General features: G+C 65.2%; 23 protein-coding genes, 1 tRNA gene and 1 pseudogene. 14 read left to right on the forward strand and 11 right to left on the reverse strand.

Annotated elements, in window-relative coordinates:
• Positions 1-12: 12 nt before the first annotated feature.
• Genes AC1Z4A_RS12600 through AC1Z4A_RS12610 form a run of 3 tightly spaced genes read right to left on the reverse strand, consistent with a single transcriptional unit; the run spans position 13 to position 1,021 of the window.
• Positions 13-345 (reverse strand): hypothetical protein, encoded by a 333-nt coding sequence (locus AC1Z4A_RS12600; RefSeq protein WP_483678308.1) that lies wholly within the window; start codon positions 343-345, stop codon positions 13-15.
• Between the two features lie 50 nt (positions 346-395).
• Complete coding sequence (locus tag AC1Z4A_RS12605; protein WP_483678310.1) at positions 396-590, reverse strand: hypothetical protein; 195 nt, start codon at positions 588-590, stop codon at positions 396-398.
• A 29-nt stretch (positions 591-619) separates the two neighbouring features.
• Positions 620-1,021 (reverse strand): ATP-binding protein, encoded by a 402-nt coding sequence (locus AC1Z4A_RS12610; protein WP_483678312.1) that lies wholly within the window; start codon positions 1,019-1,021, stop codon positions 620-622.
• Between the two features lie 229 nt (positions 1,022-1,250).
• Between AC1Z4A_RS12610 and AC1Z4A_RS12615 the strand changes: the two genes are divergently transcribed.
• Both AC1Z4A_RS12615 and AC1Z4A_RS12620 read left to right on the forward strand, forming a co-directional pair.
• Positions 1,251-2,120, forward strand: a complete 870-nt coding sequence (locus AC1Z4A_RS12615) for a helix-turn-helix domain-containing protein (RefSeq protein ID WP_483678314.1) — start codon at positions 1,251-1,253, stop codon at positions 2,118-2,120.
• On the forward strand, positions 2,117-2,323 hold the full coding sequence (locus AC1Z4A_RS12620; RefSeq protein WP_483678317.1) for a DUF397 domain-containing protein: 207 nt from the start codon (positions 2,117-2,119) through the stop codon (positions 2,321-2,323). Before AC1Z4A_RS12615 ends, AC1Z4A_RS12620 begins: the two co-directional genes overlap by 4 nt.
• A gap of 236 nt (positions 2,324-2,559) precedes the next feature.
• Here the strand turns inward: AC1Z4A_RS12620 and AC1Z4A_RS12625 are convergent, their stop codons facing one another.
• Entirely contained in the window at positions 2,560-3,021 is a 462-nt protein-coding gene (locus AC1Z4A_RS12625; protein WP_483678319.1) for a hypothetical protein, read from the reverse strand.
• Positions 3,022-3,177: 156 nt separating this feature from the next.
• Positions 3,178-4,128: a helix-turn-helix domain-containing protein gene (locus AC1Z4A_RS12630; protein ID WP_483678324.1), complete on the reverse strand. Its 951-nt coding sequence runs from the start codon at positions 4,126-4,128 to the stop codon at positions 3,178-3,180.
• Positions 4,129-4,310: 182 nt separating this feature from the next.
• On the opposite strand from AC1Z4A_RS12630, the gene AC1Z4A_RS12635 reads away from it, so the two are divergent.
• The 12 genes and pseudogenes from AC1Z4A_RS12635 to AC1Z4A_RS12690 form a co-directional block, all read left to right on the forward strand.
• A complete protein-coding gene (locus tag AC1Z4A_RS12635) occupies positions 4,311-4,655 on the forward strand; it encodes a hypothetical protein (protein WP_483678326.1) in 345 nt (114 codons plus the stop codon).
• Positions 4,652-4,885: a hypothetical protein gene (locus AC1Z4A_RS12640; protein ID WP_483678328.1), complete on the forward strand. Its 234-nt coding sequence runs from the start codon at positions 4,652-4,654 to the stop codon at positions 4,883-4,885. Before AC1Z4A_RS12635 ends, AC1Z4A_RS12640 begins: the two co-directional genes overlap by 4 nt.
• Positions 4,878-5,093 carry a hypothetical protein gene (locus AC1Z4A_RS12645; protein ID WP_483678331.1) on the forward strand — a complete coding sequence of 72 codons (216 nt, stop codon included), beginning with the start codon at positions 4,878-4,880 and terminating at the stop codon, positions 5,091-5,093. Before AC1Z4A_RS12640 ends, AC1Z4A_RS12645 begins: the two co-directional genes overlap by 8 nt.
• Before the next feature lie 127 nt (positions 5,094-5,220).
• A complete protein-coding gene (locus AC1Z4A_RS12650; protein WP_483678333.1) occupies positions 5,221-5,364 on the forward strand; it encodes a hypothetical protein in 144 nt (47 codons plus the stop codon).
• 127 nt (positions 5,365-5,491) lie between these two features.
• The gene (locus tag AC1Z4A_RS12655) at positions 5,492-5,698 is read left to right on the forward strand and encodes a hypothetical protein (RefSeq protein WP_483678335.1); all 207 of its coding nucleotides are present in this window, start codon (positions 5,492-5,494) and stop codon (positions 5,696-5,698) included.
• Between the two features lie 613 nt (positions 5,699-6,311).
• Entirely contained in the window at positions 6,312-8,531 is a 2,220-nt protein-coding gene (locus AC1Z4A_RS12660; RefSeq protein ID WP_483683578.1) for a type IV secretory system conjugative DNA transfer family protein, read from the forward strand.
• A 214-nt stretch (positions 8,532-8,745) separates the two neighbouring features.
• The gene (locus AC1Z4A_RS12665; RefSeq protein ID WP_483678338.1) at positions 8,746-9,480 is read left to right on the forward strand and encodes a replication-relaxation family protein; all 735 of its coding nucleotides are present in this window, start codon (positions 8,746-8,748) and stop codon (positions 9,478-9,480) included.
• Positions 9,481-9,613: 133 nt separating this feature from the next.
• Positions 9,614-10,072: a helix-turn-helix domain-containing protein gene (locus AC1Z4A_RS12670; protein ID WP_483678342.1), complete on the forward strand. Its 459-nt coding sequence runs from the start codon at positions 9,614-9,616 to the stop codon at positions 10,070-10,072.
• Between the two features lie 239 nt (positions 10,073-10,311).
• The gene (locus AC1Z4A_RS12675; protein ID WP_483683579.1) at positions 10,312-10,755 is read left to right on the forward strand and encodes an ImmA/IrrE family metallo-endopeptidase; all 444 of its coding nucleotides are present in this window, start codon (positions 10,312-10,314) and stop codon (positions 10,753-10,755) included.
• Positions 10,752-10,967 (forward strand): helix-turn-helix domain-containing protein, encoded by a 216-nt coding sequence (locus tag AC1Z4A_RS12680; protein WP_483678344.1) that lies wholly within the window; start codon positions 10,752-10,754, stop codon positions 10,965-10,967. The genes AC1Z4A_RS12675 and AC1Z4A_RS12680 overlap by 4 nt, the downstream gene beginning before the upstream one ends.
• Before the next feature lie 109 nt (positions 10,968-11,076).
• Positions 11,077-12,567, forward strand: coding sequence for a tyrosine-type recombinase/integrase (locus AC1Z4A_RS12685; RefSeq protein WP_483678346.1), 1,491 nt, complete (start codon positions 11,077-11,079; stop codon positions 12,565-12,567).
• Positions 12,537-13,766, forward strand: a pseudogene (locus tag AC1Z4A_RS12690) (recombinase family protein); the annotation flags it as partial. The gene AC1Z4A_RS12685 and the pseudogene AC1Z4A_RS12690, both read left to right, overlap by 31 nt.
• Positions 13,767-14,427: 661 nt before the next feature.
• Here AC1Z4A_RS12690 and AC1Z4A_RS12695 read toward each other — a convergent pair.
• The 6 genes from AC1Z4A_RS12695 to glp form a co-directional block, all read right to left on the reverse strand.
• Positions 14,428-14,501: transfer RNA gene (locus AC1Z4A_RS12695), tRNA-Ala, on the reverse strand.
• Between the two features lie 95 nt (positions 14,502-14,596).
• Positions 14,597-15,682, reverse strand: a complete 1,086-nt coding sequence (gene sepX / locus AC1Z4A_RS12700) for a divisome protein SepX/GlpR (RefSeq protein ID WP_483678348.1) — start codon at positions 15,680-15,682, stop codon at positions 14,597-14,599.
• A gap of 151 nt (positions 15,683-15,833) precedes the next feature.
• Complete coding sequence (locus tag AC1Z4A_RS12705) at positions 15,834-16,469, reverse strand: GNAT family N-acetyltransferase (protein ID WP_483683580.1); 636 nt, start codon at positions 16,467-16,469, stop codon at positions 15,834-15,836.
• A complete protein-coding gene (locus AC1Z4A_RS12710; RefSeq protein WP_483678351.1) occupies positions 16,466-17,056 on the reverse strand; it encodes a MogA/MoaB family molybdenum cofactor biosynthesis protein in 591 nt (196 codons plus the stop codon). Before AC1Z4A_RS12710 ends, AC1Z4A_RS12705 begins: the two co-directional genes overlap by 4 nt.
• Positions 17,053-17,565, reverse strand: a complete 513-nt coding sequence (moaC, locus tag AC1Z4A_RS12715) for a cyclic pyranopterin monophosphate synthase MoaC (RefSeq protein WP_483678353.1) — start codon at positions 17,563-17,565, stop codon at positions 17,053-17,055. Before moaC ends, AC1Z4A_RS12710 begins: the two co-directional genes overlap by 4 nt.
• Positions 17,566-17,617: 52 nt before the next feature.
• The gene (glp, locus tag AC1Z4A_RS12720; RefSeq protein WP_483678356.1) at positions 17,618-18,940 is read right to left on the reverse strand and encodes a molybdotransferase-like divisome protein Glp; all 1,323 of its coding nucleotides are present in this window, start codon (positions 18,938-18,940) and stop codon (positions 17,618-17,620) included.
• Positions 18,941-18,944 lie beyond the last annotated feature (4 nt).

Consider the following 18,944-nt stretch of genomic DNA (forward strand, 5'->3'; position numbering starts at 1 on the left):
CTGGGTGGGGCGTTACCGATGCTCCCTCCCCCCACGCCACTCCGCCACCATCAGCAAACTCGACCCCGGCGTCTGCAAGTGCAAGAGGAAGTTCTCACCACGGGCCAGGCCGTTGACGGCTCGTCGGTAGGCGATGTGATCGCCCAGCCAGGCGTAGATGATGGTGCGGGCGGCGGGTTCGAGCTCGGGAACGGCCGCTCGGACTTGGCGACGAAGCCAGCGGATGGCTTGGCCGGGGGTGTCGAACTCGGCACGGTCGAGGCGCGTCAGCGGCTGGTCGTCGCCGACGGCGGACTGTTGGTAGCTGACGCAGATGGCGCCGGGGAGTTCGGGAAACAGGTCCATGGGGGCGGGGTCCGTGGTCTGCGAGAGGGGTGTGTCGAGCTGTTGGTCGTTCACTGCGTGCGCGGCCGGACGGTGACGGCCAGGCCGAGGGCTTCGGCGACCTCGATGAGAAGGGTCATGAGCTGGGCGGTGGTGACGAGCTCGACTCGTTCAGCGTCAGGTCCGAAGTGCAAGAGGTAGGAAACGCTGTCCGCACGAGTCAGCGGTACGCGCAGGCCCGGGGTGGTGCCGGGGGGCTGACTCATGCGGATCTCCTTTGGCTCGGTTTCAACTGTCAGGCGCTCGGGAGCAGTTCGAGGTTGAGCCGGAAGTAGATGGCCTTGCCGCGGGACAGGTTGTAGACGCCCCAGCTGTCAGAGAGGCAGTCGATGAGGAGGAGGCCGCGACCGTTGGTCGCGGTGTCCGCGCTTTGGCGGGCCTCTGGGACGCCGTGTCCGTCATCGACGACGATGACGGTGAGGCACTTGGAGCCAACTCGGCAGATGACGATGCAGAGTTGGCTGCCTTTGGCGTGGATGACGGCGTTGGTGACGAGCTCGCTGACGAGGAGCTCGGCGGTGTTGGCTGTCTCTTCGGGGAGGCCCCAGTCGAGAACCGACTGACGGACGGCTTTGCGGGCGCAGCAGGGGGTCTGTTTGCCGCAGGGGAAGCCGTAGGTCTGCTTGGTGTTCTTCACGATCACCTCACGGTGCATGAACGCGGGTGCCCAGGGGGGAAATGGGCCGCTTTCGCGGAGAGAACAAGATCACGTACCGTCACCCTTCGGGTGCGGTTCGTGACCATGGTGCGCTACCGTACCGTGCTGGGTTGGCGATCTGCAATACCCGATCTGCATGTATGCAGATGCGGATGCTGGCCCTGGACCTGGTTCCGGGGCAGACTGACAGGCGTAGGTAAGGAGAGCGATGGGACAGACGATCAGGAGCCGTCGACTGGGGTCTGATCTGCGGCAATTGCGCCGGAAGGCGACTTTGACGGCTGATCAGGTGGCGGAGGAACTGGGCTTCTCGCAGAGCAAGATCAGCCGGATTGAGTCGGGGGAGGTCCGCGTATCGCGGACCGACTTGAAGGCGATGCTGGCGCTGTACGGCGTGACGGACGAGGGCCAGGTGGCGGCCTTCGTCGAGGCCGCCCGGGAGTCCCGAACTCGCGGCTGGTGGATTGCGTACCAGGATGCTTTGCCGCGGGAGTACCGGGACTTCATCGCTCTGGAGGGGCAAGCGAGCAGCATCCGGACGTTCGAGGGCATGGTGATTCCGGGGCTGGCGCAGACGCCGGACTACACCAGGCACATCGTCACGGCCGGGCCGGCGGTCTTGCCGCCGGGGCACGTGGACTCGTTGATCAAGGTGCGTCTGGAGAGACAGGCGATCCTGGAGCGGAAGCGTCCGCCGAAGCTGTGGATGATCGTGGCTGAGGGGGCGATTCGGCAGCGGGTTGGTGGCTGCAAGGTGATGATTGCGCAGTTGCAGCACCTGGGGGAGCTGACGGAGCGGTCGAACATCACGCTCCAGGTGTTGCCGTTTGGTGCGGGAGCTCATGCCGGGGTGCAGAGCTCGTTCGTGTTGTTCGACTTCCCGGAGATTGAGCCAAGTGTTGCTTGCGTGGCCAACCTGACCGGGACGTTGTTCATGGATCAGGCGGGTCAACTGGAAGCCTTTTCAGATGCTTTCGACAACCTGAGGGCTGGAGCTTTGAGCCCGGCTGACTCGCTGACGCTCATTCAGAGCGTGAGTCAAGAGATGGAATCGGCAGACAGAGGAAGCACATCATGACCACCCCCCAGGGCATTGTGGGACATTTCGTGAAGTCCACGTTCAGCGGGCAGCAGGACAATTGTGTGGAGGTGGCTCCGATTTCGGGGGGTGGGAGGGCTGTACGGGACAGCAAGGGCACGGGGGGAGAGGTGTTGAGGTTTACGGAGGAGGGGTGGGAGGGGTTCATAACGCAGGTGCGGGGTGGGGGGTTTGGGGGGTAGAGCGGACAGCGGATGGGAGACAGTGACTCCCTGTCGCTGTGACGGTGAGGGCTCCACTGGGCCGCCGTCTTGGCGTTCGCAAGAAGTGCGACAACAGCCTCGGGACCGGCGGTCGCAAGTTCGGCAAAAGAAGACGCCCCGCAACCAACTTGGGTTGCGGGGCGCTTGGTTGACTTGAGGTTGCAGCCGTTCCTGCCTCTTGAGGCAGGAACGGCCAGAGTGACCGATGGATCCGGTCAGCGGTTAAGGAGCTGGCTCACTGCTTCCCGAACCTCGGGAGTGATCTCCAGACGTACAGACCTGATGTTGCTTGCGTCTGGGAGGATCAAGTATGGCCCCTGGCGGGCATACTTATACGGCTCGGCACAGGTGACACCAAGCTCTTTGGCAAGTTTCTGGCCGTCCAGAGACATCGGAGAATCAGCGAGGCCGAAGGCGCACCGCGTTTCATCCGGGGTGAACTTACGCGAACCAATATCCTTGCCGCAAGAAAACACACCACTGGCCGACAAACCGACTTCAGAACTCCAGGCCACGATGCAATCACCATGACCCTGATACCGGATTTGGACGCCATCCCAGAGAAGGTCGATATCCACGCTGTGCTTGAAAAGGCTGCAACGACCTCGAGTGTACCTGTCGGTTGACCACCACTTCGGCGGAGCTGGTGCATTCACTGCCTGGGCGTCTTGCTCCATTTTTCTTCCTCCGCGACTTGTCCGGGTTGGACTGCTTGCCAGTTGCGCGAATGGGCAGGCAGTCCAACCCAATAGATGGGAGGGGGAAACGAAATGTGACCATTTAGTTATAACACGCCTTGTAGATTATGTCTAGACTTTAACGCCACGCCGAATCTAGTACTCCCAATCCCATGCCACACCCACTACCCGACCCGCAGACGGGTCGTTAAAATTGTGGAAGTAGCCACCTTCTCTGCCCAAGCCTAGACGAGTTTCTTCGGAGAACGACGTGGCAGGAGAAGCGCTGAAGGGCAAGTTGGCGAACCACCAGACGCGTCCAGGATGGACCCCTTCAAAAATCACTGTGATCTGGCGTTTTTCAACATCGCTACCTTTGGAGGACACCCAAGGATTACAGTAACCCTCTGCTTCAATCTGCTTGAGAATTTTCAGTTCGAATCTCTCACCCTTCTCCAATGGCTCCGGAAGCCTGAAATACCAGCTGAAGCCATTAGGGGCGCAATGCTCAACCCGATCGACCTTGATCGGATCATAAACGCCTACCACAATTCGCCTCAGCCTCAAGTCGGCAGGCGAGTCGACGGAACTCCACCGATAGATTTGGAGCCCGGGTTCTTTGGCTTCGATGAGGCGCCTACGTTCGCCCTTGTAGATTATCCTGTCGGCGTTAACGTAGTAGATATTTTCGGATTCTACGATGCGGAAACGCGAATTAGGCCAGGGTGCATTGGGATCGTACGGTTCAGGGCTGAGCACCTCTGCCGAGCCGTTCGGCCTTATGTACGTCTCCACAATAACAGTCCCGTCCTGTGCCTCAGCCATCTCCCCGTTCGGCGAACGCTTCAGACTCTTCTTCTCTTTAATGGCAGCGTTGAGCAGCCCCCTGGCCTTGCTGTGATCCCCGCCTAGCTCATCAATAATCCGGCTGAGCTTCTCTTCCGTTGGCAGATCCAGGCCATTCTCGTACTGCGATAGATCGCCGTGATTACAGGAATCAACACCGCGCAGTGTCTTCTTGCGGCTCTTCCTCAGATCTCGCAGCCATCTACCAAGAGCCTCGTGCGCCGGCCCCTGTGGTGGCTTCTTTGACCTGCCAGTGCTCACGGGCCCCCCGTTTGGTGCTGTTTGGCGATCGGCAAACAAACCTAGCCCGCTTGTTTGGTGTTGTCTGAGATTTGCCGAAATCGATCGGAACCGTCTATTAAAGATCGCAGCAGGTCGAAGACTTGTCGGCTCATAGCACCTTGAGAACTCCACAGTGTGCCCTCAAAAAGAACAGGAGAACTATGTCCGAAATCCTGCGCCGCCTCTCCGAAGCGGCGCTCGGAAACGAATCCGCTCCCCTCACCTCACGCACCCGTCGTGAGATGAACGCCGAAGTCGCTCGCGCTGCCGCCCGTGGCGTCGTACGAGCGGCTGAAGCCCGGTCGGAGGCCTACGTCACCGAGACCCGCCTGCGGGCCGCGGCCGATGTGACTCGCACCGGACTGGCTCACCTCGCCGACCTCTCGGCAGAAGAGGAACGCCTCATTCGGCTCGCGCCCCTCGGAGAAGCCCGCTACCGGGCGATCCTCGACCAGTACGCCGCTCTGGCGGCGGGCGAGATCTCCCGTCTTGGAGGCCACCGTTGAGCCTCAGTCTGGCCTTGTACACGGTGGCTGCCTTCGCAGCCGGCGGTCTGCTCGGGTGGAAGCTGGCTCGTCGGAAGACATCGGCTCGTGAAGTCGCCCTGGAGAAGGGCATGGAGGCCATGGAGGCCTCGATGCACGAGCGTGAGCAGGAGTTCCGACTGACGCTGGAGCAGTTCACTCGCGAGGCGCTGGGAGCCATCCGCCAGGACGCGAGGTCGCGTGATGAATAACGGCATCTGGCTGTTCATCATCGGCGGCTTCATCTTCGCTTTCCTGCTGGGCCGGTACGCCTTCTGCGAAGAACCGCCGATCAACAATGAGGCCGCCGAGATAGAGATGGAATCGCTGATCGCCATCTCTCGGCTTGACGCCGCGGCTTGGGTCGCCCGGGAGCTTATGCGGCAAGAGGCCGACAAGTTCCGGCGCGAAGACACGTAGCTCGTTCTTGGTGGCGGCCTCCGGGCCGCCACCAAAACCCCCAGCCGGCACCACCGGATTCGCAAGTCAAAAACCCTCCAATTCCGAAGACGGGATAACTATGCCCAGAAACAACCGCAATCGACGCATGCGCAGGCGTGAGCAGCATCAAATCCGCCGCCGTTACAGGGAACTTCGAGAACTCCGCGAACGGCTCCGTCAGGAGTGGCTGGAGCGCGAGGACAAGGAACAGCGCCACCGTGACCAGGACGACAACATCAAGGGGCAATAGCTTTGGAAATCTTGTGGCTGGTGATCACTGTAGTGGTCGCCTACTACGTAGGCCGCTATGTCCAGTGGCTGCGGGAGCAGCAGCCGATCTGTTGCTGCTGTGTTTGTTCACGTCGAGGAGGACGGCGATGAAGCAGGTACCGAACGAGCTGTGGAAGGCCGCTCTCGAAGCGCGCTGGCGGTTGCTGGATGCCTTCCTGACCCTCAGCGACGTGGAGCGCGAGCAGCGCGCTGAATCGAAGCAGCGTCTGGTTCGCGAGCTGCTCGACATGGACCAGTTCCGCAACTCGACGGCGGGCGAGGACTACATACCGACGGGAGATGACTCAGTCTGACGACCATCCGAGGGGGGGAGCGCAGGCGCTCCCCCCCCTTCTCTACAACCGAGGTTCAGAAACGGAGGTGAGCTTGCTCAAACACATCCCTCGCAAGTGGCTGGTGTGGATCTTGGTGATCCTGTACGGCCCATGGTTGGTGGTTCCGGTCCTGACGCAGGTATTGAGGCCTTTGGAGCCGTACCTGGTGTACGTGGTAACGGCACTTGTGCTGACAGCGGTTTGCTGGCTAGCTGTCCGGATCTGGCGACGACGTTGGTAGGTCAAGGGTGCTGTGAAATGAGCTCAACAGCTTGACCAGAGACCGGGTTGCGCTCCATCAATAGAAGGGGGCCACCGCGCTGCGGACGGCCCCCTTCTCCATGCGTAGCCCCTGGGCTACGCCTTGACCACGAACATCACTAACCAAACTGGAGGCCTATGCGTTCATGCCACATGACAGAGAGATCCGAGTAATCGGGGAGGAGCGGGAGTTCCGAGACACGGAGACGCTGGCGCGAGCTCTGGTGGCCCTGGCTCTGTACCGCCTGCGCCAGGCCGAGGACGACGCGCACGTCGCAGACGCTCACGCAGAGCTCGTCCCCGATCGCCACGACCAAGAGGAGCCCGCGTGATGCAGCTCCTCATCCTCATCACGGCCGGCGGTGTCGTCATCATCGGGCTGCTGCTGACCATCCACTGGCTCAACAACCAGGCCTGGGCCGAGTCCTTGGTGGCCTTCGAGCTGCGGTTCCCCCGCGGTCTCGACGACCAAGCCGTCGTCGCCTGGCTCAGCACCTTGGCGCCGGCCACCCGGCGACGTCCCGTCGTCCTGGAGGTAGTAGCCACAGAGAGGGGCATCACCCACTTCCTCTTGATGCCGCAGTCGATGGCCACGCCTGTCCTCTCGCAGTTGCGCAGCGCCCTGCCCGGCGTCGTCACCCGCGAGGCGCCGGACTTCCTGAAGGACAAGCCCGCCGTACAGCTGGCTGCCGAGTACCGTCTCACCAGCCGGGTTCATCCTCTCGGCGCCGATCGAGCCGAAGCCTCGGTCAGCGCCGCCTTGTCGTTGTTGCAGCCGCTGGTCCGAGGCGAAGTCGTCCGCGTCGCCTGGACGCTGTCCGGAAGCCGCCCCACGAAGCTCGGTGCCAAGGCCTCCCCCGAGGAACAGCGCGCCTGGCAGCTGAAGTACGGCAGCCTGCCGATCTTCAACACCGTCGGCCGGGTGGCCATCTCGGCGTCGAGCGCAGGCCGGGCCACGAACCTGGTGAACAGGCTGACCAGCGCCTTCCAGGTGTTGGCTACGCCCGATGTGTCGGTGATCCGGCGGTGGCTGCCCTCGGAGATAGTCGCCTCGCGCGTCTCCGCACGGTCGCTACCGCTGGTGGCCTGGCCCTGCCAGCTGAACGTGCGCGAGGCGCTGGGTCTGGTAGCCGTCCCCTTCGGCTCAGTGCAGGTGCCGGGGCTCAGTTTCGGCGGCAGTCGCCAGCTGCCTCCGTCTCCGAGCCTCCCGTCCCGCGGCCTGGTGGTCGGCCGTTCCAACCTGCCGGGCATGGAGCAGCGCACCTTGGCGCTGAAGACCGACGATCGGCTCCGCCACAGCTTCCTCCTGGGACCCACCGGTTCCGGCAAGAGCGAGTTGCTGTCGCGGATGATCCTCCAGGACATCCGAGCTGGCCATGGAGTCTTCGCCTCCGACCCCAAGGGCGACCTCATCGAGCAGATCTGTGCACGGCTGACCGACGAGGAAGCGGAGCGGGTGCTGGTCCTCGATCCCAGTGCTCGCGACCGGGCCATCGGCTTCAACCCCATCGCTGTACCGAACTGGCGCGACGAGCAGGCTCGCGAGTTGGCCGCCGATGGCGTCTTGCACATCTTCAAGAGCCTGTGGGCCGACTCGTGGGGCCCGCGCTCGGATCAGATCATGCGGGCGGTGCTGGCGACCTTGACCAGCACCCGGGCGGCGGACGGCTCGGCCTTCACCCTGTGCGAGGCAGTGCCGCTGTTGACCCAGCCTGCCTTTCGCCACTTGGTCGTAAGGCAGCCGACCTTGCCCGACCATATCCGCGAGTTCTGGCACTGGTTCGAGGGCTTGTCGCCGGGCGAAGTGGCGCAGGCGGTGGCGCCGGTCTGCAACAAGATCGACGCCTTCACCCACCGGAGCTCGACGCGCCTGCTGCTGGGCCAGAGCCACGGGCTCAACCTGAACAACATCTTCCACCGGCGCTCGGTGGTGCTGGTATCCCTGGCCAAGGGAGCGATCGGCAGCGACACGGCGAACTTGCTGGGGGCCTTGCTGGTGCACAGCTTGTGGAGCGCCTGCATGGCGCGGGCCGCAGTGCCGCCCGACAAGCGGCACCCGGTGTTCGTCTACCTCGACGAGGCGGCCGACATCGTGCGGCTGCCGGTGCCGCTGGACGACATGCTCAGCCAGGCCCGAGGCCTCGGCATGGGCGTTCATCTGGCCGGGCAGTACCTAAGTCAGCTACCGGAGTCGGTGAAGGCCGCCGTGTTGGGGACGGCGCGCACGCAGATCAGCTTCGCCGTGGAGTACGAGGACGCGAAGCTGTTGGAGCGGCGCTTTGCGCCGCTGACCGCCACCGACCTCCAGAACCTGGCCCGCTACGAGATCGCCATGCGGCCATGCGTCAACGGTCAGACTCTGACTCCGGTCACCGGTGCCACCTTCCAACTCGAAGAGCCCATCCGCGACGGCCGAGAGCTGTTTCAGCTCAGCCGTGATCGCTACGGCGTGAAGCGCGAAGACATCGAGTCGGCCCTGCGCACGCGGGTCGAGGCCGGGCGGCCCGGCACGGGGCGCATCGGCCGCACGCTCCGGAGCGACCAACCATGAGCCGTACGTGTGGTGTTGGCTTCGATGTTGGTGTCGGTGCAGACCTCGATGCTCGGAACTCAGTGGTCAGTGCCGTTTTCAGGCTGGTAGCGACGCCGAAATGCTTTCTCTTTTCCGGAGATTCAGCATGACGTGGGGAGGTAGCCCGCATCGGGTTCGGGAGGCTCACGTCGGGTGGCTCCAGGAGCGGTGTTCTGACCGCGACTGGGCCATCGTGGAGACGGTCAATCGGCTGCGTCTTGTCACCGGCCAACAGCTGGAGCGGCTGCACTTCACCGGGCTCAGTGGGCGCAGTCGCTCGGTGGTGCGTTGGCGGTGCCTGGCTCGGCTGGTGGACTGGCGGCTGTTGATGCCGCTGGAACGACGCATCGGCGGGGCGCGAGCTGGCTCGGCCGGTCTGGTCTACGCCCTGGACACTGCCGGGCAGAAGCTGATGCAGCTGCGCGAACACCTGGAAGCCGAAGCAGGTCCCGCTCGCCGGCCGGGGGCACCCGGTGAACGCTTCGTGCTGCACACCTTGGCGGTCAGCGAGCTGTACGTGCAGCTGCGCGAGATCGAGCCTACGAGCAACTTCAAGCTGTCGAACTTCGATGCCGAGCCGCCCTCTTGGTGGCCAGACGGCCGCGGCGGACTCCTGAAACCAGACGCCTACTTGCTGCTCTCGGTCGAGGGTTGGCTGGATCACTGGTGGGTTGAGGTCGATCGCTCGACGGAGAGCTTGCCGACGATGAAACGCAAGCTCAGGGTGTACGTCGAGTTCGTGCATCACGGTCAGGTGGGGCCCGGCGACGTCGTGCCGCGGGTGCTGGTGACGGTGCTCAGCGAGGCACGAGCCGTCGCCGTGAAGAAGCTCATCGTTGATCTGCCAGACCCTGCCGGGGAGTTGTTTCGGGTGGTTGTGCATGAGCAGGCCGCTGCGGAACTGGTCAGGGCGGCCAGTCAAGAATAGGCGGCGCGTTTTCTTCCTTTTAAGGGTGAACCACAACAGAGGTAATTTACCTCGTTGTTATTTCTACCGTTCCCAAATCTTATGTGACGCTTCATAATGCGGACAGCGACGTTAATTGAAAGGAGGGTTACACATGAGCGACGTCGAAGACAAGAAGAAACCAGACCCTTCGGGACTGGGAAGTTATTTAAAGCAGGCTCGGGAGGGGTTGGGGCTTTCAATCCAGCGGGTGGCGGCCGAGTTGCAGGTGCATAAGTCGTACCTGTCTCGCCTGGAGCGAGGAGAGTTTAAACATCCCTCTCCGGAGACGCTGCAACGTCTGGCTCCGGCTCTACAGGTCAAGCTGGAGGACTTGTTTGCACTGGCGGGATATATGCCGCCAGGCACGTTACCAAGCTTCATGCCGTATATGCGAGCGAAGTACGTGATGAGTCAAGAAGCAGCAGACAGGATTAATGCTTACTTCGCGGTGTTTAGGCATCAGCATGGGGTGATGGAGAGGACTGAACTGGATCGAAGGCGGGTTAGTCGTCTGGATGATGACGAGATTGATGATAGTTGGCCTCCGCCTGAGGAGTTCATAAACGTATGACTGAAATTGGAAGGGAATCTATGGATAGAGAGACAGAGAAAGTGCTTGGTGAGGTTCGAGGGTTGGTGCCTATGGGGGCGCTCGGCATGATGGGTCGTCCGTTGACACCAAGCGAAGACAGAACGGTGAGTGAACGTCAGGCGGCCAGGCTGCTGAGGTTGCTCGGGATTATTAAGCCGCCGGTGGATGTGGAGCTGCTTCTGGAGCTGGAGGGTATTCAGCTGGAGGTACGAGCTGGGATGCCGGTGTCGGCCTGCTCGGTTTGGAGGGGGGATCACTGGCTGATCACTCTGAACGAGGACGAGAGTGTGTGGCGGTCTCGGGCGTCTTTGGCTCACGAGGTTAAGCACATTTTGGATGACCCGCTCAGGGAGGCTTTGTATCCCGGGTGGAGGCGGGATGTTTACGTGGAACCGCCTCGACAGGCAGAGCGCAGTGCTGACTACTTTGCCGGCTGCATGCTGGTGCCGAAGGCATGGCTCAGGCACGCCTGGCACGAACAAACGCAGGATGTCACGGAGCTTGCGAGTTTGTTTGAGGTTTCGGAGTCTTTGCTTAGGACTCGACTGCGGCAGGTGGGGCTGTCAGGTTCGGGCGGAGACAGGCGTTGGCGCGGGTATACGCGGCGTAGTTATGGCGTGGGTTTGTCGCAGGCTGCGCTTTGCGGGAGTTCCAGTGTATGAGTGGAGCTGTTGATTATGCGGAGGTTTCCCACTCCCCGATTCTATTGACTGTGCCTGAGGCTGCTTTAGAGCTGAGGGTCAGCAAGTGGACGTTGTACCAGCTGATTCGGTCCCGACGCCTGGAGACGATAAAGATTGGGGCTCGTCGGTTTGTGCCTGCGAGGGCTGTGCAGGCGCTGGTTGAGCGTTTGCGGGCTGAGGAGTCTTGTTGAGATGGCTCGGGGTGCAAATGGCGAGGGGAGCATTTACCGCAGGAAGGATGGGAGGTATGAGGCTGCGGCTTACTTTCTGACGACGAGTGGGGTCAGGAAGAGGCTGCGGATGTATGGCAAGACGAGGCAGGAAGCTCATGACAAGCTGTTGGATGCCAAGTTGCAGGCTCGGCAGGGTATTCCGGTGCCGGATCGGGATTGGAAGCTGGGCGAGTACCTCGACTACTGGCTGGAGCAGGTGGTTCGGGTGAATCGCCGGCCGAAGACCTATGAGCAGTACGAGGCAACTATCCGGCTGCACTTGAAGCCGAAGCTGGGCACGTATCCGCTGAGGCGGCTGTCTGTGCCGGTTGTGCAGATGTTTGTCAACGAGCAGTTGGCTGCTGGTCACTCGGTGCGCAAGGTGCAGATTATGCGGTCGGTGTTGAGCTCGGCTTTGAGCCGAGCTCTGCGGGAAGAACTTGTTAGCCGCAATGTGGCGCGTCTGCTGGAGCTGCCGACTTGGGAGCGGAAAGATATCCAGCCGTGGACGGCTGACGAGGCCACGAGGTTTCTGGAAGCTGCCAGAGACCATCTTCTGTATCCGGCGTTTGTACTTCTGGTTCTGTACGGCTTACGCCGTGGTGAGGTTCTGGGGCTGCGTTGGGAGGATGTGGACTTTGAGTACGGAGTGATACGGGTTCGTCAGCAGCTCCAGCGTATTGGTGGGAGCTTGGAGACGGGCTCGGTGAAGACCCGAGCTGGGCGACGTGACTTGCCACTGATTCCGATGGCTCGTGAGGTGTTACTGGCTTGGCAGGAACGTCAGGAAGAGCCTATGGCTGTGGTTAGAGCCATGTGGGAGGCAGGCCAATGCCAAACAAGCCCTGCGGGCTTGCTTGGAGGCTTGGTGTTCACCAGCCGGACTGGGTTGCCTGTTGATCCGAAGAACTTTGTGAGGTCGTTTCAACGTATCTGCAATAGGCACGGGTTGAGAGTAATCACGGTGCATCATGTCAGGCATACAGCTGCAACGTTGCTAAAAACGCTCGGCGTTCAGGCTCGGGATGCACAGCTGATTCTTGGACACTCAAATGTTTCGGTGACTCAGGAGATTTACCAGCATGGGGATTTGGAGGGTAAGCGAGAGGCTTTGTCGCGGGTGGAAGGTTTGTTGCGGCAACGCTTGGACGGTGGGGGTATGTATTGTCGGCAGAAGCCTGTTAGCGGTGCGCGTTCGTCTGAGTTTGTCGGCGTCCTGGCGCGTTGCCACCACAAAGAACCGTCAACGAAGAATTTCATGGACAGGGTTACAACGTTCATATTTGGAGGGCCCACTGGGACTCGAACCCAGGACACCCTGCTTAAAAGCTCTGCGTCTTTTGGCCCACATGACCGCCTCGCCTCTGTGAGGTTGGCGGCAGATGACTTCAAGCGGAAGTGGCTAATTGGCTGCGTAGCTGTCGCGGCTAGCGATCAGCATCACGAGACTTCGACCTCTGCCCGTAGGCGCCTCGTGCGTACCTATCGCCCGACTCCGCAAAGCGCGGTTGCTCTGCATAAGCCCAGCTGCTCTATCGCACGCGGATCATGCCGCCCTTACCGCGCCCCTCCTGCCTAATTATAACTCCTCTCCCTCAACTCCCAACCAAAGGAGTCGCGAGATGTTCCACATCCTCGCCTCATGTTCTTTCAACTTCCCTTCACACAGAAAGGTCTATTCTCGTGCGCCTCCTCATCGGAACGCCCGACGGTATCGATTTCTTTGAACAACTACCTGACGGTACGAAGTTGGCCGTTAGCTACTTGCGGGTGTCCACCGCGGCTCAGGCCGAGGTGGACTACAACGCCGAGGGCTACTCGATTCCGGCCCAACGCGAAGCCAACCAGCGGACTGCGGAGCGATTGGGCGCGGTCATCGTGGCCGAGTTCATCGACCAGGGCGAGTCGGCCAAGACGGCTGACCGTCCAGACCTTCAGGCCATGCTGGACTTCCTGCGGCTGGTGGGTCGGATCTCGTACGTCATCGTGCACAAGGTGGATCGCCTGGCCCGGTCTCGTGAGGACGACGTGGCCATCACGCTGGCCATCAGGCAGGCCGGGGCACAGCTGGTGTCCTCGACGGAGAACATCGACCAGACGCCTTCCGGCAAACTCCTGCACGGCATCATGGCCACCATCGCGGAGTTCTACTCCTCGAACCTGGCCGAAGAAGCCAAGAAGGGCATGCGCCAGAAAGCCAAGGCTGGTGGTACGCCGGGGCTGGCACCGCTCGGGTATCTGAACGTCCGGGAACGTATCGACGGACGCGAGGTACGGACTGTCGCAGTCGATCCGGAGCGGTCACCGCTCATCCAGTGGATGTTCGAGGCTTATGCCACGGGCGACTGGACGATGAGCCAGCTGCAAGACGAGCTGGAGCAGCGGGGTCTGCGGATACCGGCTACGGCCAAGCGGCCGACCCGGCCGGTGAGCGTGCAGCACATCGACAAGATGCTCTGCAACCGCTACTACATCGGCTTCGTCAGCTTCGAGGGGGTCGAGTACGAGGGGCGGCATCCGGCCCTGATCTCGGTGGAGGTCTTCGAGCGGGTGCAGGCCGTACGCATCGGTCGAGCCTTGTCCCGGGAGAAGACGCAGAAGCACCCGCACTACCTGAAGGGCTCGGTGTTCTGCGGACAGTGCCGGGCTCGGCTGGGGGTGTCCAACAGCCGCAACCGCTGGGGCACCATCTACCCGTACTTCTACTGCCTGGGGAGAGCCAAGCAGAAGAACTGCACCCAATCCGCGGTACTGATCGAGGTCGTGGAGGCGGCGGTCGCCGACTGGTGGCGTCGTGTCCAGCTGACCGAGCACCAGATCGCCGAGATCCGGCAGAAGGTGGCCGCCGAGCTGGCTCGCCAACAGGCCCAGAACGCTTCAGAGCTGGAGCGTCAGCAGCGGCGGGTCCAGGAGCTGCACAACCAGCGGCAGAAGCTGCTGGAGGCCCGCTACGCCGATGCCATCCCGCTGGACTTGTTCAAGTCCGAGCAGGAGCGCATCACTCGCGACCTAGCCGGCGCCAACCAAGCGATTGAGCGTTGTCAGGTGGAGAGCGAGGCTGTGATGCGCAGCGTGGACGAGGTCCTACTGCTGTGCGCCGACGCTCATCGGCTGTACCTAAGCGCACCACCAGAGATCCGCCGACAGCTCAACCAAGCCGTCTTCACCTGCTTCTGGATCACCGAGGACAAGGTGATGGCGGCTGATCTGAAGGATCGGTTTGCTCGGCTGCTCGGTGACGATCGGACTGCGAGCGCGAAGATCGACGGTGCGAGCGTGACGGGCACCACACCGGTCGTCCCCGTGCCGCGAGATGGCACCCCGGCGCCACACCCCGCGCCCTGGGATTACATCCAACGCCCCAACGGGTCACTGCCCTGGGAAACATCGAACCCCGCCCTCCACGCGGGAGAACGGGGTTCTAACGTCGTTACTTGGGTGGACCTGAGGGGATTTGAACCCCTGACCCCCTCGATGCGAACGAGGTGCGCTACCGGACTGCGCCACAGGCCCTTGCAACGAGTGAAACTCTAGCACCTCCATCCGGGTGCCCGGAAATCCGCTCCCCGCTGGTCAGCGGCCGGGGCCGCCGAGGGGGCGCGGCGGGATCACTCGTTGGCCGCGCGGGGGCGGCCGTCGTCGGCGTACTGGTCGAAGAGCGGGGTGCGGCCGCGCTCGCGGGGGCGGCGGCGGGCGCGGGCGGGACGGCGCTCCTCGGCGGGGGCCTTGCGGCCGTCGGCCGGCTCGGCGGTGCTGGAGCGGGCGGAGCTCCAGGCGTCCGGGGCGCCGAGGTCGGCGCCGCCCGTCGCACGCGGGGCCACCGGGGCGGAGACGTACGTGGGCAGCGGGACCGGCACGGGCTCCCAGCCCTCGCCCGCGCCGCGGTCGCGCTGCTGGTCGACCCACTCGGCGTGATCGGTCTGCTCGACGAGGGCGCGGCGGCCCGCACTGCGGGCGGAGCCGTGGGCGGAGAGGCCCGCCGCCGCGGCCGCGGGGCGGTGGACAACGGTGTCGGCCGCGGCGGACGCGTCCTCCGGGGCCGCCTGGCGGGCACGGCCGCGGCCCTCGCGGAGCCGCTGCGCGGCCAGCTCGGCCCGGCGCTGGTCCATGGTGAAGGCGAAGCGCCGCCGCTCCTGGATCCGCAGGTAGCAGATGTACGCGCTGAGCAGCGCGGCCGGGATGCCCGGGGCCCACAGGAAGGCGAGACCGCCGACGCCGGCCACGACCGCGCCGAGCGTGAAGGCCAGGAAGAGCAGCACCGTGGTCCGCCGGCGGCGGGCGAGCGCCTTGGAGCGGCGGGCCCGCTCGGCGGCCGTCTGCGCGGCGCCCTGGGCGGGCACGGTCGGCGCCTGCGCCGCGGGCGGCGGGGGCGCGGAGCCGGGGTCCGCCGCGGCCGGGGAGCCCGGCGCGGGCACGCCGAAGGTCCGGACGTCGACCGCTTCGGTCACGGCGTCCGGCTCGGGCGCCCGGGGCTCCGGCTCGGTGAGGGCCGGAACCTCGGCGGTACGCCCTTCGAGGTCCTTGGCGTAACGGCGCTCCATGCCCGCCCGTCCGGACAGCAACCGGATGGCCGTGCTGAAGCGTTCCGTCGGACGGGCTTCGTTGAGCTCGTCCTGCCTACGGAGCCACATCGGCACCAAGTAGGCGGCCCAGGCCCCGACGATGACTGCGTAGATCAGGCCGCTGCTGCTCACGCCTCACACGGTAGAGGGGTACACGCGGATGATTCCGCCAATTGGCGCGGTGTGTCGCACGATCCGGCTGATAACTCGAACTTTTTTTGTGATTGTCGAGACCGAAACCCTGCGAATACCGTCAATTGACAGTCGATTTCGAACGTTTATTTTATTTCTTTGGAGCGCCCGGTCCCTCGACCGACCGGGACCGGTGCCAGCGGGCCAGCAGCCCCTCCGGGACCTCGTCCGCGGTGAGCGCGTAGACCAGGTGATCGCGCCAGGCGCCGTCGATGTGCAGATAGCGCGGGCGCAGCCCTTCCTCGCGGAATCCGAGTTTCTCCACGACCCGGCGGCTGGGCAGGTTCTCGGGGCGGATGCACACCTCGACGCGGTGCAGCCCGAGCGCGAGGAAGCAGTGGTCGACGACGAGCGCCACGGCCGTCGGCATCACGCCCCGGCCGGCCACGGCCTCGTCCACCCAGTAGCCGATGTGGGCGGAGCACATGGAGCCCCAGGTGATCCCCGCCACGGTCAGCTGGCCGACCAGCTGGCCCCGGTACTCGATCACGAACGGCATCATCCGCCCGGCGTGCGCCTCGGCCCGCAGGTGGCGGACCATCTGCCGGTAGGTGGGGCGCCGGATGACGGGGCCGCCCGGCGGGGGCGGCGGCACGGTCGCCTCCCAGGGGCGCAGCCACTCGCGGTTGCGCCGGTTGACCTCGCGCCAGGTGCGCTGGTCGCGCAGCCTTATGGGGCGCAGGGCGACATCGCCGTCCGCCAGCTCGACCGGCCAGGTGGCGCTCAGCTCCGTCCTCCCGCCGGTTGCGACCGGTCCGCGTCCGGTCCGGGATTCCCGTCGCCCGGTGCGCTGCCCGGCCGGGCCGGGCCGCCCCCGGGCCGCGCGTGATCACCGCCGTGCAGCTGCTCGACCGCGTGCACCAGCAGCCGTCCCAGCACCGCCAGCCCGTCGCGGACCCCGCCCGTCGAGCCCGGCAGATTGACGATCAGCGTCCGCCCGGCCACCCCGGCCGTCCCCCGGGAGAGCGCCGCCGTGGGCACCTTCGCCAGGCCCTCCGCCCGCAGGGCCTCGGGGATCCCCGGGATCTCGTAGTCGAGCACCTGGCGGGTGGCCTCGGGGGTGCGGTCGGTGGGCGAGATGCCCGTGCCCCCGGTGGTGAGCACGACGTCGTACGAGGCAGCGACGGCCTCGCGCAGCGCCTGCTCGACGGGGTCGCCGTCGGGGACGACACGGGGGCCGTCGACGGCGAAGCCCATCTCCGCCAGCCCGGCCGCGAGCAAGGGCCCGCCCCGGTCCTCGTACACGCCCGCGGCGGCACGGTTGGAGGCCGTGACGACCAGCGCGCGGTACGGGCCGGGGGCCGCCGGGCTCACGCCCCGCCCGCTTCCCGCGCGGAGCGCACGTAGTCCCCGGACTTGCCGCCCGTCTTCTCCTCGACCCGGACGTCCGTGATGACCGCGCCCTTGTCCACGGCCTTGACCATGTCGACGACGGTCAGGGCGGCGACCGTGACGGCCGTCAGGGCCTCCATCTCCACGCCCGTCCGGTCCGTGGTCCGCACCGTGGCGGCGACGGCCACGGCGTCGTCCTCGACGGTCAGGTCGACCTTGACGCCGGACAGGGCGAGCGGGTGGCAGAGCGGCACGAGGTCGGGCGTGCGCTTGGCGCCCATGATCCCGGCGATCCGGGCGGTGGCGAGGGCGTCCCCCTTGGGCATGCCCGCACCGCGCAGCAGCTCCACGACGCGCGGCGAGACCAGCACCCGGCCGCTCGCCCGCGCGGTGCGGGTGGTGACCTCCTTGGCCGAGACGTCGACCATGCGGGCCGCACCCGCGTCGTCGAGATGCGTGAGGTGCTCCTGCTGCTCCTGGGCGCTGCTCATCGTTCTCCCGGTCGGTCCTGTGGGCAGCCACCGTACCCGGCCCGGCGGCCGGTCAGTCGAGAACGAGCACGTCGACTTCCGCGCCCGGTACGACGGAGGTGACGTCCTCGGGGACGACGATCAGGGCGTTGGCCCGGGCGAGGGCGCCGACCAGGTGCGATCCGGCCCCGCCGACCGTGCTGACGGCCCCGTCCGCGTAGTGCCCGCGCAGGTACTGGCGGCGTCCTTCGGGCGAGGACTCCACCCCGTTCCGGCAGACGGCCCGCACGGGGGCGCGGTCGGCCGGATCCAGCCCCATGAGGGCGCGGATGGCGGGCCGTACGAACAGCTCGAAGGAGACGTACGAGCTGACGGGGTTGCCCGGCAGGGCGAAGAGCGGCGTGCGGTCGGGGCCGATGCGGCCGAAGCCCTGGGGCTTGCCGGGCTGCATGGCGAGCCGGCGGAAGGAGACGCTGCCCTCCTCCCCGCTGAGCCCGGAGAGGGTCTCCTTGACCACGTCGTACGCGCCGACGCTGACGCCTCCGCTGGTGACCACGGCATCGGCGCGGACGAGCTGGTCCTCCAGGGTGGCCCGGAGGGTCTCCGCGTCGTCGTCGACGGCGCCGACGCGGTAGGCGATGGCCCCGGCCTGCCGGGCGCAGGCGGTGAGCATGAAGCTGTTGGACTCGTGGATCTGCCCGGCGGCGAGGCTCTGGCCGGGCGGCACCAGCTCGCTGCCGGTCGACAGGACGACGACGCGCGGGCGCGGCCGCACCGTCACGGTGGCGCAGCCGATGGCGGCGAGGAGGCCGATCTGGGCGGGGCCGAGGACCGTGCCGGCGCTCAGCGCCAGCTCGCCGGCGCGGACGTCGCTGCCGCGGTCGCGGACGTGGGCGCGGGCGGTGGCGGGGCGGTGGACCCGGACCTCGCCGGAGCCGCCGGGGGCGCCGTGCGGGCCGGCCATGGTGGTGGCGGGGCCGCCGCCCGTCCCGCCGTCGGTCCACTCCACGGGGACGACGGCCTCGGCGCCGGGCGGCAGCGGGGCGCCGGTCATGATGCGGACCGCCTCGCCGGGGCCCACGGCGGGCAGCTCGCCGCTGCCTGCCGCGATGTCGCCGACGACCGTCAGCACCGCCGGGAACTCCTCGCTCGCGCCCCGGACGTCGGCGACCCGGACGGCATAGCCGTCCATGGAGCTGTTGTCGAAGGGTGGCAGGGCGGCGGGGACGGTGACGTCCTCCACCAGCACGCAGCCCTGGGCGTCGAGCAGTTGCAGCTCGATCGGCTCCAGCGGGCGGACCTTTCCGAGGATGTCGTCCAGGTGCTCGTCGACCGACCAGAGGCGGTCCCGGTCCTGCTCCGTGGCCGTGCCGGCGCCGCCCGTGCTGCTGCTCAAAGCG

The organism is Streptomyces sp. 17_S59, from assembly GCF_056930295.1.